Source organism: Falsihalocynthiibacter sp. CO-5D18 (assembly GCF_041205445.1).
In the GTDB taxonomy this organism is placed as follows: domain Bacteria; phylum Pseudomonadota; class Alphaproteobacteria; order Rhodobacterales; family Rhodobacteraceae; genus Falsihalocynthiibacter; species Falsihalocynthiibacter arcticus.
Genome location: NZ_JBGFCF010000011.1, coordinates 97,673 through 111,079 on the forward strand (window position 1 = coordinate 97,673; position 13,407 = coordinate 111,079).

General features: G+C 54.9%; 11 protein-coding genes. 7 read left to right on the forward strand and 4 right to left on the reverse strand.

Annotation, left to right across the window (positions count from 1 at the left end):
- Nucleotides 1–74: 74 nt before the first annotated feature.
- The 4 genes from AB9F27_RS14995 to uvrA all read left to right on the forward strand — a co-directional run bounded on the left by AB9F27_RS14995 (nucleotide 75) and on the right by uvrA (nucleotide 6,539).
- Nucleotides 75–1,346, forward strand: coding sequence for an MFS transporter (locus AB9F27_RS14995; RefSeq protein ID WP_039002097.1), 1,272 nt, complete (start codon nucleotides 75–77; stop codon nucleotides 1,344–1,346).
- Between the two features lie 77 nt (nucleotides 1,347–1,423).
- On the forward strand, nucleotides 1,424–1,996 hold the full coding sequence (locus tag AB9F27_RS15000; protein WP_335584222.1) for a DUF924 family protein: 573 nt from the start codon (nucleotides 1,424–1,426) through the stop codon (nucleotides 1,994–1,996).
- Between the two features lie 119 nt (nucleotides 1,997–2,115).
- Nucleotides 2,116–3,507 carry a dihydrolipoyl dehydrogenase gene (gene lpdA / locus AB9F27_RS15005; RefSeq protein ID WP_335584221.1) on the forward strand — a complete coding sequence of 464 codons (1,392 nt, stop codon included), beginning with the start codon at nucleotides 2,116–2,118 and terminating at the stop codon, nucleotides 3,505–3,507.
- Nucleotides 3,508–3,677: 170 nt separating this feature from the next.
- Nucleotides 3,678–6,539, forward strand: coding sequence for an excinuclease ABC subunit UvrA (uvrA, locus tag AB9F27_RS15010; protein WP_335584220.1), 2,862 nt, complete (start codon nucleotides 3,678–3,680; stop codon nucleotides 6,537–6,539).
- Between the two features lie 57 nt (nucleotides 6,540–6,596).
- Here the strand turns inward: uvrA and mmsB are convergent, their stop codons facing one another.
- From mmsB to AB9F27_RS15030, 4 genes are all read right to left on the reverse strand, one after another.
- Entirely contained in the window at nucleotides 6,597–7,472 is an 876-nt protein-coding gene (gene mmsB, locus AB9F27_RS15015; protein ID WP_335584219.1) for a 3-hydroxyisobutyrate dehydrogenase, read from the reverse strand.
- Complete coding sequence (locus AB9F27_RS15020; RefSeq protein ID WP_335584218.1) at nucleotides 7,469–8,521, reverse strand: enoyl-CoA hydratase/isomerase family protein; 1,053 nt, start codon at nucleotides 8,519–8,521, stop codon at nucleotides 7,469–7,471. Before AB9F27_RS15020 ends, mmsB begins: the two co-directional genes overlap by 4 nt.
- Nucleotides 8,518–9,666, reverse strand: a complete 1,149-nt coding sequence (locus tag AB9F27_RS15025) for an acyl-CoA dehydrogenase family protein (protein WP_335584217.1) — start codon at nucleotides 9,664–9,666, stop codon at nucleotides 8,518–8,520. The genes AB9F27_RS15020 and AB9F27_RS15025 overlap by 4 nt, the downstream gene beginning before the upstream one ends.
- 118 nt (nucleotides 9,667–9,784) lie before the next feature.
- Nucleotides 9,785–11,284 (reverse strand): CoA-acylating methylmalonate-semialdehyde dehydrogenase, encoded by a 1,500-nt coding sequence (locus AB9F27_RS15030; protein ID WP_335584216.1) that lies wholly within the window; start codon nucleotides 11,282–11,284, stop codon nucleotides 9,785–9,787.
- A 111-nt stretch (nucleotides 11,285–11,395) separates the two neighbouring features.
- Here AB9F27_RS15030 and AB9F27_RS15035 point away from each other — a divergent pair, with 111 nt between their 5' ends.
- From AB9F27_RS15035 to coaD, 3 genes are all read left to right on the forward strand, one after another.
- Nucleotides 11,396–12,286: a LysR family transcriptional regulator gene (locus AB9F27_RS15035; RefSeq protein WP_335584310.1), complete on the forward strand. Its 891-nt coding sequence runs from the start codon at nucleotides 11,396–11,398 to the stop codon at nucleotides 12,284–12,286.
- A gap of 60 nt (nucleotides 12,287–12,346) precedes the next feature.
- Nucleotides 12,347–12,781, forward strand: a complete 435-nt coding sequence (locus tag AB9F27_RS15040) for a CBS domain-containing protein (protein ID WP_335584215.1) — start codon at nucleotides 12,347–12,349, stop codon at nucleotides 12,779–12,781.
- 96 nt (nucleotides 12,782–12,877) lie between these two features.
- Nucleotides 12,878–13,366 (forward strand): pantetheine-phosphate adenylyltransferase, encoded by a 489-nt coding sequence (gene coaD / locus AB9F27_RS15045; RefSeq protein ID WP_039002106.1) that lies wholly within the window; start codon nucleotides 12,878–12,880, stop codon nucleotides 13,364–13,366.
- The last annotated feature ends 41 nt before the right edge of the window (nucleotides 13,367–13,407 follow it).

Here is a 13,407-nt window from a genome sequence, read left to right on the forward strand (position 1 = left end):
TCTAATGTCGTTTTTGTCGCACTAACTTCATTGGCTGCACATATACGTAGCCGAGATTAGAATAGGAGAAACGCATGTTTCAAGTCTTGGGTAGTAGCTGGGCGCTGCTTTTGGGGATGATGTTGTTGATGGTCGGCAACGGTCTTCAAGGCACCCTTTTGGGCGTGCGTGGCGGGATGGAAAATTTCTCGACCTTCTCGATGTCGATCATCATGTCCGCCTACTTCCTCGGCTTCTTGGGCGGGTCAAGAATGGCGCCGTGGATGATCCGTCGGGTTGGGCATGTGCGGGTTTTTGCGGCCTTGGGCTCGTTTATTTCTGCGGTTTTGATCCTGTATCCAACGGTGCCACATCCTGCGGCGTGGACCATCGGACGTGTGGTCATCGGTTTCTGTTTCTCGGGGGTTTATGTGACGGCGGAAAGCTGGCTCAACAATTCTGCCAGCAATGAAAACCGCGGCAAGGCCTTGAGCCTTTATATGATGGTGCAAATGTTCGGGATTGTCGCCGCGCAGGGCTTGCTCGCGTTTGGGGAGCCTTCAGGGTACATCCTTTTTGTGATCCCATCGGTGCTCGTTTCGATTTCGTTTGCGCCCATTCTTTTGTCAATCAGCCCAACACCCGCTTTTGAGCGCACCAAGCCCTTGTCCCTCTTAGCTCTGTGGAATATTTCTCCCCTTGGCTGTGTCGGTATGTTTTTGTTGGGCGGCGTCTTTGCGGCGCAATTCGGGATGTCAGCGGTTTGGGGCTTTCAGGCCGGTCTAAGTATTAAAGAGATCTCGTTTTTCGTCGCTTCGGTCTATGTGGGGGCGTTGGTTTTGCAGTACCCCATTGGGTGGGTTTCCGACAAAATGGATCGTCGTCGCCTCATTTTGATTGTTGCCTTTATGGGCGGAACTGCGGCGGTTTGCGGGTATTTCTCAGGCGATAACTTCGTTCTATTGACCATCGCGGGCGCTTTGATCGGGGGAACTTCAAATCCGCTTTATGCGCTGCTGATCGCTTATACCAACGACTTTTTGGAGCACGAAGACATGGCCGCGGCCTCTGGCGGGCTGCTTTTTGTCAACGGAGTGGGGGCCATTTCTGGTCCGCTTATCGTGGGTTGGATCATGGGCGCGATTGGCCCGTCGGGGTATTTTGCCTATCTCGCAGTCCTGATGTTAGGCCTTTCTGCATACGCAGCTTGGCGGATGACGCGCCGTCCGAGTTCCCATTTGGAGGGCACGGGCCACTACACGCCGGTTTTCTACTCGGCAAGCCCTGTTGCGGTGGAATTAGCCCAAGAAGTGTTCATTGAGACAGCATTGCGCGAAGAAGAAGAGGCTGAACGCTCAGTATCGTAGTTTTGGCTTGCGTAATGTAGACAGGTTTGCAACGCTTAGGGCTCGGGGGACTGGTTCAAAGCAATGGAGGTTTTACCATGCTGAGCTCTGAAGAAGTACTGGCCTTTTGGCTTGACGACATTGGCCCAGAGGGCTGGTATGCGGGTGGCGATGAGTTGGATGTGAGCATTCGTGATTTCGCCCTTGAAGCTTGGGAGTCTGCGATGAACGGCGGACTTGGGCTTTGGCTTACCTATCCGACGGGCGCCTTGGCTTATGTCATTCTAACCGATCAGTTTTCGCGCAATATGTTTCGCGGAACGGCAAAGGCTTTTGCCTCGGATCGGTACGCGCATGCAGCAGCAAAACGTGCGATTGACCGCAAGTGGGATTTGAAAATTAACGAACCCGCGCGCCAGTTTATGTATATGCCCCTGATGCATTCGGAATGCCTGACTGATCAAGACCGCTGTGTGCGGTTGATGGCGGAACGGATGCCCGAAACGGGTGGCACACAATTGTTGCATGCAAAAGCACATCGTGAAGTCATTCGTCGCTTTGGCCGATTCCCATTCCGCAACCTCGCGTTGGACCGTCCAGAATTCAAACAGGAAGCAATCTTCCTTGAGCAGGGTGGTTATTCCTCGGCTGTGGAAGCGGTAAGCGCTTGATTTGACGGGGCTTTGATACAGTTAACCCTCTGCGTTTGTACGGCGCGGAGTTGGGAGTATTGATGTGTTTTGGAAAATAGTTTAGCGTTGAACTACATTTTAAAACGGAGTGACCCCACATGTCTTCTAAGTCTTTTGATATCGTTGTTATTGGCTCTGGTCCGGGTGGGTATGTCGCCGCAATCCGTGCCGCGCAACTTGGCCTCAATGTGGGACTTGTTGAACGTGAAAATCTCGGTGGGATTTGTCTGAACTGGGGCTGTATCCCGACAAAAGCTTTGCTGCGCTCAAGCGAGATTTTCCACCAAATGGAACGGGCCAAGGAATATGGCCTGTCCGCCGAGAAAATCGGCTTTGATCTTAAGGCAATCGTTAAACGCTCGCGTGGCGTGGCGGGCCAGATGGCTGCTGGCGTTAAAGGCTTGATGAAAAAGAACAAAATTACCGTTGTGATGGGCGAAGCGACGCTCTCCAAAGGTAAAGTCATCGTGAAAACCGAAGCGGGCAACGAAGAATTGGTCGCCAAAAATATCATCATTGCGACAGGCGCGCGGGCGCGTGAATTGCCAGGCTTAGAGGCTGACGGCGATCTGGTTTGGACCTACCGCCATGCCCTTGATCCGGTGCGGATGCCCAAGAAGCTTTTGGTCATTGGGTCGGGTGCGATCGGCATTGAGTTTGCAAGCTTTTACAACACGTTGGGCGCGGAAACTACGGTTGTCGAAGTGATGGATCGCGTGTTGCCCGTTGAAGATAAAGACATCTCGGCCTTTGCGAAAAAGCAATTCGTAAAGCAGGGCATGAACATCATGGAAAAAGCCATGGTCAAAAAACTTGATCGCGGCAAAGGCACCGTGACCGCCCATATCGAAGTCGGCGGCAAGATTGAGAAACACACGTTTGATACGGTGATTTCCGCGGTGGGTATCGTCGGAAACGTCGAAAACCTTGGTCTTGAAGACGCGGGCATCAAAGTTGATCGCACCCACATCGTGACCGACGAATATTGCCGTACCGGCGTTGAGGGCGTGTTCGCGATTGGCGATGTCGCAGGCGCCCCTTGGTTGGCGCATAAAGCGAGCCACGAAGGCGTTATGGTCGCCGAATTGATCGCGGGCAAAAAAGTGCATTCGATCAAACCCGAGAGCATCGCGGGCTGTACCTATTGCCATCCACAGGTCGCCAGCGTGGGTTATACCGAAGATAAGGCAAAAGAGCTTGGCTATGACGTCAAAGTTGGCAAATTCCCATTTGTTGGCAACGGTAAAGCGGTCGCATTGGGCGAGGCGCAAGGGCTGGTAAAAACCGTATTTGATGCGAAAACGGGCGAACTTCTGGGCGCGCATATGGTGGGGGCCGAGGTGACGGAACTGATCCAAGGCTATGTCATTGGACGCACGCTTGAGACCACGGAAGAAGAATTGATGAACACGGTCTTCCCGCATCCGACCCTAAGCGAAATGATGCACGAAAGTGTGCTCGCCGCCTATGGGCGTGCCATCCATATCTAGCGAGTGGTTTAAATTTTAAAGACAAAGGGCCGGGGGATTACCTCCGGCCTTTTGAGCTTTGTGGTGCAAATCCTATGTTTTTGCGAGTTTCGTTCGCCTTCTGTTCTCAAAGCCTCTTGGAACCGGCGCAACTTTGCCCTATCTCTTAAACAAGTCTTAAGAGGTGGATCATGGCCGAGCAGAAATACATCGAAGTTCGCGGTGCGCGCGAACATAATTTGAAGTCAATTGATGTCGACATCCCACGGGATCAACTGGTTGTAATTACTGGTCTTTCTGGGTCTGGAAAGTCGAGCCTCGCCTTTGATACGGTCTATGCTGAAGGGCAGCGCCGCTATGTCGAATCGCTCTCGGCCTATGCGCGGCAGTTCCTTGATATGATGGAAAAACCGGATGTGGATCACATTTCCGGACTGTCCCCCGCTATTTCCATTGAGCAAAAGACCACAAGTAAAAATCCGCGCTCCACTGTCGGGACCGTGACGGAAATTTACGACTATATGCGCCTGCTCTTTGCGCGCGCTGGGACACCGTATTCTCCAACAACTGGCCTGCCGATTGAAGCACAGCAAGTGCAAGATATGGTCGACCGTGTGATGACCATGGAAGAGGGGACGCGTGGCTATCTTTTGGCACCGATTGTGCGTGACCGTAAAGGCGAATATCGCAAAGAATTCCTCGACTTACGCAAGCAGGGCTTTCAACGCGTGAAGGTTGACGGCGAATTTTATGAACTCGATGAGCCACCGAAGTTGGACAAGAAATATCGCCATGATATCGATGTGGTTGTCGACCGTTTGGTCGTGCGCGAAGGCATGGAAACCCGACTCGCAGACAGCCTGCGCACGGCCCTTGATTTGGCCGACGGCATCGCCATTTTGGAAACCGTGCCTGCCGAGGGGTTAGAGCCAGAGCGCCACACCTTTAGCGAGAAATTCGCCTGTCCCGTGTCGGGCTTCACCATTCCCGAGATAGAGCCACGGCTTTTTTCCTTCAACACGCCGTTTGGGGCCTGTCCGACCTGTGACGGGTTGGGGATGGAGCTGTTTTTTGACGAACGTTTGGTGGTGCCTGATAGCACGTTGAAGGTTTACGACGGCGCACTTGCCCCTTGGCGCAAAGGGAAATCGCCCTATTTCCTTCAAACGATCGAGGCCATCGCCAAACACTACGAGTTTGACAAAAACATCGCGTGGAAGAACCTGCCTGAGAAGGCGCAGCAGGTGTTTTTATTCGGCTCTGGCAAAGAGGAAATCCCCTTCCGCTATGACGAAGGTGGTCGCGTTTATGAGGTTACCCGTACTTTTGAGGGCGTGATTCCAAATATGGAACGCCGCTATCGCGAAACCGATTCCAACTGGATTCGTGAAGAATTTGAACGCTATCAAAACAATCGGCCTTGTGGGGCATGCGGGGGATTCCGCCTGCGGGAAGAGGCTCTGGCGGTCAAAATTGGGGGCGCACACATTGGGCAAGTCGTTCAGATGTCGATCCGCGAGGCCTTTGCATGGTGCGAGGACGTTCCTGCGTCTCTTTCGAAGCAGAAAAACGAGATCGCACGGGCGATCTTGAAGGAAGTGCGCGAACGGCTTGGGTTTCTCAACAATGTTGGGCTGGATTACCTCACTTTGAGCCGCAATTCCGGCACGTTAAGTGGCGGGGAAAGCCAGCGTATTCGCCTTGCCAGTCAGATCGGGAGTGGGTTGACTGGGGTGCTTTATGTGTTGGATGAGCCTTCAATTGGGCTGCATCAGCGCGACAACGGGCGCTTGCTAACGACGCTTAAAAACCTGCGAGATCAAGGGAATACCGTGATTGTCGTGGAGCATGACGAGGAAGCCGTGCGCGAGGCCGATTACGTGTTCGATATTGGTCCTGGGGCGGGGATTCACGGCGGACGTGTTGTGGCCGAAGGGACGCCTGCGGAGATCATCGCCAACGCAGCCTCTCTGACAGGGCAGTATCTTTCGGGAACGCGCGAAATTCCAATTCCAGCAGTCCGACGCAAGGGAAGTGGCAAGAAAATTAAGGTCGTTAAGGCCACGGGGAACAACCTCAAAAGTGTGACAGCCGAGTTCCCGTTGGGAATGTTTGTCTGTGTCACCGGCGTGTCGGGCGGCGGTAAATCGACACTGACGATCGAGACCTTGTTCAAGACGGCCAGCATGCGTTTGAATGGCGCGCGCCAGACGCCCGCACCTTGTGAAACGATCCAAGGGTTGGAGCATTTGGATAAGGTGATCGACATTGATCAACGGGCAATTGGCCGTACGCCGCGCTCAAATCCGGCGACTTATACGGGGGCGTTTACGCCGATCCGCGATTGGTTTGCGGGGCTGCCCGAGTCGAAAACACGTGGGTATAAGCCGGGACGGTTTAGCTTTAACGTGAAGGGTGGACGTTGTGAGGCCTGTCAGGGGGACGGGTTGATCAAGATCGAGATGCACTTTTTGCCCGATGTTTACGTCACCTGCGAGACCTGTCAGGGCGCGCGGTATAATCGCGAAACGCTGGAAGTTAAGTTTAAAGGCAAGAGCATAGCGGACGTTCTTGATATGACGGTTGAGGACGCGCAGACGTTTTTCCAAGCGGTTCCGCCCATTCGCGACAAGATGGATGCGCTGGTGCGTGTGGGGCTGGGCTATATCAAGGTCGGCCAGCAGGCGACGACTCTTTCGGGCGGCGAGGCGCAACGGGTGAAGCTATCTAAGGAACTGGCTAAACGCTCGACGGGACGCACGCTTTATATTCTGGATGAGCCGACGACGGGACTGCATTTTGAGGACGTGCGCAAACTGCTTGAAGTGCTGCATGAGTTGGTGGATCAGGGCAATTCGGTTGTGGTGATTGAGCATAATCTCGACGTGGTGAAAACGGCGGATTACATCATTGATATCGGGCCTGAAGGCGGCGATGGCGGGGGTGAAATTGTGGCCAAGGGGACGCCGGAGAAGGTTGCCCAAGTTGAGGCGAGTTATACGGGGCAGTACCTAAAGCCGATGCTTGAAAAGCGCAAAGTTGCAGCCGAATAGGCAAGGGGCCGATGACGAGGGCATCGAGCCCTCGACATCGGCGGCGCTTAGGCGAGGTTAGCTCGTGCGGCCACGTTTTTCAAAGCGCGGCAACATAGCGGAGAAATCTTGGCCGCGACCGCCTTCATTTTCGACGAATTCCGCATAGAGCGCCTTGGCGAGGGCGCCCATCGGGGTGTCGGCGTCGATATTTTCGGCGGCTTGTTGGGAGAGGCCCAAATCCTTGAGCATCAGTTCCGCTGCAAAGCCAGGTTTATAACCGTTGTCGGCGGGGCTTTGGGGGCCAATACCAGGCGCGGGGCAATAGGTGTTCATGGACCAACTTGAGCCGGAAGAAGTACTGACCACATCGAACATTTTTTGCCGATCGAGACCCAATTTGTCAGCCATTGCAAAGGCTTCGCAGGTGGCAATCATGGTCACGCCGAGGATCATGTTGTTGCAGATTTTGGCGGATTGACCCGCGCCTGACTCGCCACAATGCACCGCTTTTTGGCCCATGATATTAAAGAGGGGGGCTACCATTGCAAAGCCCTCGTCTGTGCCGCCAGCCATGAAGGTGAGCGTGCCCGCTGAGGCACCTCCGATGCCGCCGGAGACGGGTGCATCGACGGCCAAGAGGCCTGCCGCTTGGGCTTGATCGGCGACGGCGCGCGCACTTTCGACATCCACGGTGGAGCAATCAAGAAAGCAGCTGCCTTGGGCCATGGCGGGGATGATTTCCGCGGCAACAGAGCGCAGAATTGCGCCGTTGGGCAGCATGGTGATGACGACGTCGGCACCTTGAGCGGCGGCTAGCGCATTGTCAGCTTTTGCGACGCCTTCAGGGCAAGGGGTGACCAGATCAAAACCGGTAACGTCGTGGCCCGCTGCGGATAAATTGGCAGCCATGGGACCGCCCATGTTGCCTAGTCCGATAAATCCGATTTTCATAGGTTAGCCTCGCTATCTTTGGTGAATTTGTCGCGGCCCAGTGGCATCAAAAGCTGTGAAACGAGCATCGGGGGGACGGCTTGGGCGTCGGCGTGTTGCCACTTCGGGGCGTTGTCTTTGTCGATTATTCGGGCCCGCACGCCTTCGAGGAAATCGGAGTCTGTGATCGCGCGGTGGGTGAAGCGATATTCCAGTTCCAGCACGTTCCAAATTGTGTGATTGGTACGGCGCTGACGGTGGATCAGTTCGGTCGTGGCGCACATTGAGAGGGGCGAATTTCCTGCGATGATTTTGAGGGATTTCTGGGTGAATTCAGTGTCTTCGGATAAAAGGCTGCGGAGGATATCGCCCATGGTTTCGCCGCCAAAATGGGCATCGATATCGCGTGCCATCGCTTTGAATTTGCCTTCGGGGCCGGTTTCAAAGGCTGCCTCAACCAGTGTGTAGTCGCCGGTTTCTGCGAGGCGTTCGATCAGGGCGGGCCAGTTTTCGCGTGGGATGTATCCGTCGGCAAAGCCCGCGTAAATTGCGTCAGTGGGGCCCATGCGTGCGCCCGTTGCACCGAGGTATTCACCAAGGCGACCGGGGGCTTGGCCGAGGAGCCAGCTTCCGCCGACGTCAGGCACCAAACCGATGACGGATTCGGGCATGGAAATTTGGGTGGATTCGCAAACGACGCGGTGGGAGGCGTGGCAGCCAAGGCCGACGCCACCACCCATGACATAACCGTGCATGAGGCTGATCAGGGGTTTAGGGTATTCGAAAAGTTCGGCGTTTATTTGGTACTCATTGCGCCAGAAGGTTTGGGCCTTTTCGACTTGGTCGCTGGTGCCCCAATTGTAGATTTCGGCGACGTCGCCGCCAGCACAGAAAGCCTTGTCGCCCGCAGCATCCAGAACCACGAGCGCGATGCTGTCGTCCTTCGCCCATGCCCGCATGACGGGGGCGAATTCTGCGAGCATATCGGCGGAGAGGGCGTTCAAAGCTTCGGGGCGGTTCAGGGTGATGTGGCCGATTTTGCCCACCACGCGTGCATGAATGAGGCTCATGAGTTGCGCTCCGTCAGGAGGGCGCGGGCGACGATCATGCGCATAATTTCATTGGTCCCTTCGAGGATTTCATGGACGCGCAGGTCGCGCACAATTTTCTCGATGCCATAGTCGGAAAGATAGCCATAGCCGCCGTGGAGTTGCAGACATTGATTGGCGGTTTTGCTGCCGACCTCGGTGACAAACCTCTTGGCCATGGCGCAGAATTTCGTGGCATCTGGCGCGCCTTGGTCGAGTTTCCACGCGGCTTGGCGCAGGAATATACGGGCCGCTTGCATCTCGATTTCCATGTCGGCGAGACGAAATTGCAGGGCTTGGAATTGATCAATGGGTTTACCGAAGGCCTTACGTTCGCCCATGTATTTCAGGGTTGAGGTGAGCGCCGTTTGCGCCGCGCCAAGGGAGCAGGCGGAAATGTTCAAGCGACCACCATCCAGCCCCACCATCGCATATGTGAAACCTTTGCCGCGCGCGCCAAGCAGATTTTCGGCGGGAATGTTGCAATTGTCTAATTGCACTTGGCGGGTGGGTTGGCTTCTCCAGCCCATTTTTTCCTCAAGCGCACCGAAACTTAACCCCTCGGTGCCATCCTCAACAATCATCGCCGAGATACCTTTGGGGCCGTCACCGTCGCTGCGGGCCATCACGATATAGGCGTCGGCATATCCGCCGCCCGAAATGAAGGCCTTGGTGCCGGTGAGAGAAAATCCATCGGCGGTTTCGACCGCGCGGGTTTTGAGCGCGGCGGCGTCGGACCCTGAGGCAGGTTCGGTGAGGCAATATGCGAACACGCGTTCCATGGAAATTGCGGAGGGGAGGTATTTTGCGCGCAACGCGTCGGAGCCGAATTTGTCGATCATCGCGGCGCACATATTGTGAATCGAGAGCATCGCAGCAACTGAGGGGCAGGCCGCCGAAAGGGCCTCAAACACCAAGGTTGCGTCAAGGCGGGACAGGCCGGTGCCGTCGTTTTCTTCGCGCACATACAAGCCGCCAAAGCCGAGTTCAGCGAGTTCAGGCCAAAGGGATTTCGGGATGTCTCCTGCGGCCTCCCATTCGCGCGCAAAAGGCGCGATGCGCTCTTGGCCGAAGGCATAGGCCATCTCAAATATTGTCGATTGCTCGTCCGTCAAAGCAAAATCCATGGGGTTTCCTCCGTACCGCTTGAATTGAACGCTTGTTTAGTTTTTCAATGTTGCAAGAGTATTGCAAGGTCAATCGTCGCAAGAAAAAGGCCGGCGATTGCGCGCCGGCCTCTGTGATTTAATCGAACGCTTTGAAGTTGAATTCGCCGCCTTCTTTGAGGCCTGAGGGCCAGCGCGAAGTCACCGTTTTGGTGCGCGTGTAGAACTTGAACGAGTCAGTCCCGTGTTGGTTCAAATCGCCAAAGCCGGATTTTTTCCAGCCGCCAAAGGTGTGGTAGGCGAGCGGCACAGGGATTGGCACGTTGATGCCGACCATGCCGATGTTGATGCGGTGCGCAAAGTCACGCGCCGTGTCGCCATCGCGGGTAAAGATCGCGGTGCCGTTGCCGTATTCGTGGTCCATGGCAAGGCCGAGAGCCTCTTCATAGGACGCCGCACGAACGGTGCAAAGCACGGGGCCGAAGATCTCTTTTTTGTAGATGTCCATGTCGGGTGTGACGTGGTCAAAGAGGTGGGGGCCGACGAAAAATCCGTTTTCGTAGCCTTGCAGCGAGAAGCCACGGCCATCAACCGCGAGGGTCGCGCCTTGGGCAATACCCGATTCCACGAGGGCTTCGATATTGGCTTTGGCGGCGGCAGTAACAACAGGGCCGTAATCAACGCCATCGCCTGATGTGTAGGGTCCAACTTTGAGGGCCTCGATGCGGGGGATCAGTTTTTCGATGAGTTTATCTGCGGTTTCTTCGCCCACGGGAACAGCCACGGAAATCGCCATGCAGCGTTCGCCAGCCGCGCCAAAACCAGCGCCGATCAGGGCGTCGGCAGCTTGGTCAAGGTCAGCATCAGGCATGATGATCATGTGGTTTTTCGCGCCGCCAAAACACTGAACGCGTTTGCCGTTGGCACAGCCGCGCGAGTAGATGTAGGAGGCGATTGGGGTGGAACCAACGAAGCCAATGGCTTGGACGGTTTCATTGTCGAGGATAGCATCGACGGATTCTTTGTCGCCGTTGACGACCTGAAGGATGCCGTCAGGAAGGCCTGCTTCTTGGAATATTTCAGCAAGCATCAAAGGCACGGATGGGGCGCGCTCGGAAGGCTTGAGGATGAACGCATTCCCACACGCAAGGGCGGGGCCCATTTTCCAGAGCGGGATCATGGCGGGGAAGTTGAAAGGGGTGATGCCTGCAACAACACCAAGAGCTTGGCGCATGGAGTACATGTCGATACCAGGGCCAGCGGCGTCGGTGAAATCACCTTTGAGGAGGTGCGGTGCGCCGATGCAGAACTCGATAACTTCGAGGCCGCGTTGCACGTCGCCTTTGGCGTCAACGAAGGTTTTGCCGTGCTCGCGCGAAAGGGCTTCGGCGAGTTTATCCATGTCGCGGTTGATCAGGCCAACGGCCGCCATCATCACACGTGCGCGGCGTTGTGGGTTGGTCGCGGCCCATTTTGGCTGCGCGGCAGCGGCGGAAGCAACAGCGGCATCAAGTTCGGCTTTGGAGGCCAAAGGAACTTTGGCTTGAACTTCGCCAGTCGCAGGGTTGAAGACATCGGCAAAACGTCCTGATGTACCTTTGACGTGTTTGCCGTCGATGAAATGGGTGAGTTCGTTCATGGGGGCTCCTTGTTTTACGTTACCTGTAACTTAGTCTTGCATTAATGCGAAATATATAGGTATTTATCCAAAGAGGTTTTGCATTTTTGTAGGTATCGGGGCGGCATGGAAATTAAGTGGGACGACTTGCGGATTTTCCTCTCAGTGGCGCGCAGCGAGAGCATTTCGGGGGCGGGGAAAAGCCTGCGGATTGATGCGGCGACGGTCGGACGCAGGATTGCGCGACTTGAGCGCGACCTCGAAACGCCGCTGTTTGCGAAATCCCCGCAAGGGTATGCGCTGACGGATGCGGGGCAACGTTTGGTGGACCACGCGGCGCAAGCAGAGCAATCCGTGGGGGCGGCGGTCGCGGACTTGCGCGGCGCGGCGCAGGGCTTGTCGGGGGTGATCCGCATTGGCGCGCCTGATGGCTGTGCGAATTATTTGTTACCCCAGATTTGTGCGCAGATATGTGCGGATCATCCGGGTTTGGATGTTCAAATCGTTGCTTTGCCGCGGGTGTTTAACCTTTCTAAACGCGAAGCGGATATGGCGATTACGGTAAGTCCCCCAACGGCGGGGCGGCTAACGGTTCAGAAACTTTCGGATTATCACCTGCATTTGGCGGGCAGTGAGACCTATCTTGCGGCCCATCCCAAGGTTGAAAAATTGAAGGATATCAAAGGGCATCGGATGATCGGCTATATTCCCGATATGATTTTTGACAAGGAACTCGACTATCTGGCCGAAGCAGGCGCCGAGCGCGTGACGCTGGGATCAAATTCGGTGTCGGTGCAGTTTAATTGGGTGCGCACGGGGGGCGGCCTTGGGATTGTGCATGATTTTGCCATCCCCTCGGCGCCGCATGTGCGAAAAATTCTCACCGATCATATTTCGTTAACGAGAAGTTTTTATTTGGTCCGCCATATTGATGATCGGCGCGTCACGCGGCTCAATACGTTTGCTGATTTACTGTCCCAAGGGGTGCGTCGAGAAATTGCGCATCTTGAAGCGCAATCTTGACAGCGCGTGAATTGGAAGCGAACGTAAGATTATATAATTTAACTTTAGGAGGTGCTGCCCATGCTCGTACAACAGATTTTGAAATCCAAGGCGACGGATGGCGTGATTACCCTCACTGTGGACGCTACATTGAGTGAGGCCGCAGCGCTTTTGTCGTCCAAGAAAATCGGGACGATTGTGGTTTCTAACGATGGTAAATCCGCCGATGGGATTCTTTCGGAGCGCGATATCGTGCGCGAATTGGGGCGGCGCGGTGCCGGATGTATGACGGACAAGCTCGAAGACGTGATGACCAAAAAGCTGGTGACCTGTACGTTGACGGATCGCGTTGACGATATTTTGCAAAGTATGACAGACGGGCGTTTTCGCCACATGCCAGTGTTGGAGAATGGCGAACTTGTAGGGCTTATTTCGATCGGTGACGTTGTAAAGGCCAAGCTCGCGGAGCTTTCGATGGAAAAAGACGCGCTTCAAGGGATGATTATGGGGCATTAGCCTTGCAAAGAAAAAGGGGTGCAAGTCGGTTGAGGGCTTGCATTCCGTGGCGCAATAATGTTGCGTGCCCAAAACATTGGCAATGGAGGGCCGCACATGCGGATTGGTCTTTACCCCGGAACTTTTGACCCGATTACCTATGGGCATATTGATATTATTCGACGTGCGAGTGCATTAGTTGATCGGCTGGTCATCGGGGTTGCAATCAACCGCGATAAGGGGCCGTTGTTTGACTTGAACGAACGGGTCGCGATGATTGAGGCTGAATGCGCGCCGCTTGCCAAAGAGGTCGGCATCGAGATCGTCGTGCATCCGTTTGAAAATCTGTTGATTAAATGCGCAAATGACGTGAATGCGCAGATTATAGTGCGCGGCCTTCGCGCGGTCGCCGATTTTGAATATGAGTATCAAATGGTCGGGATGAACCGCGCCTTGGACAGCCGAATTGAAACGGTCTTCCTGATGGCAGACGCCAAACATCAAGCAATTGCCAGCAAGCTTGTCAAAGAGATCGCGCGGCTTGATGGCGATGTGAGTAAATTCGTAACCCCCGCCGTGAATGCGGCGTTGCTGGCGAAGTATTAAGTTTTAAATATTTGTTTTATAACGAAAAAAAGCCGCCCTTT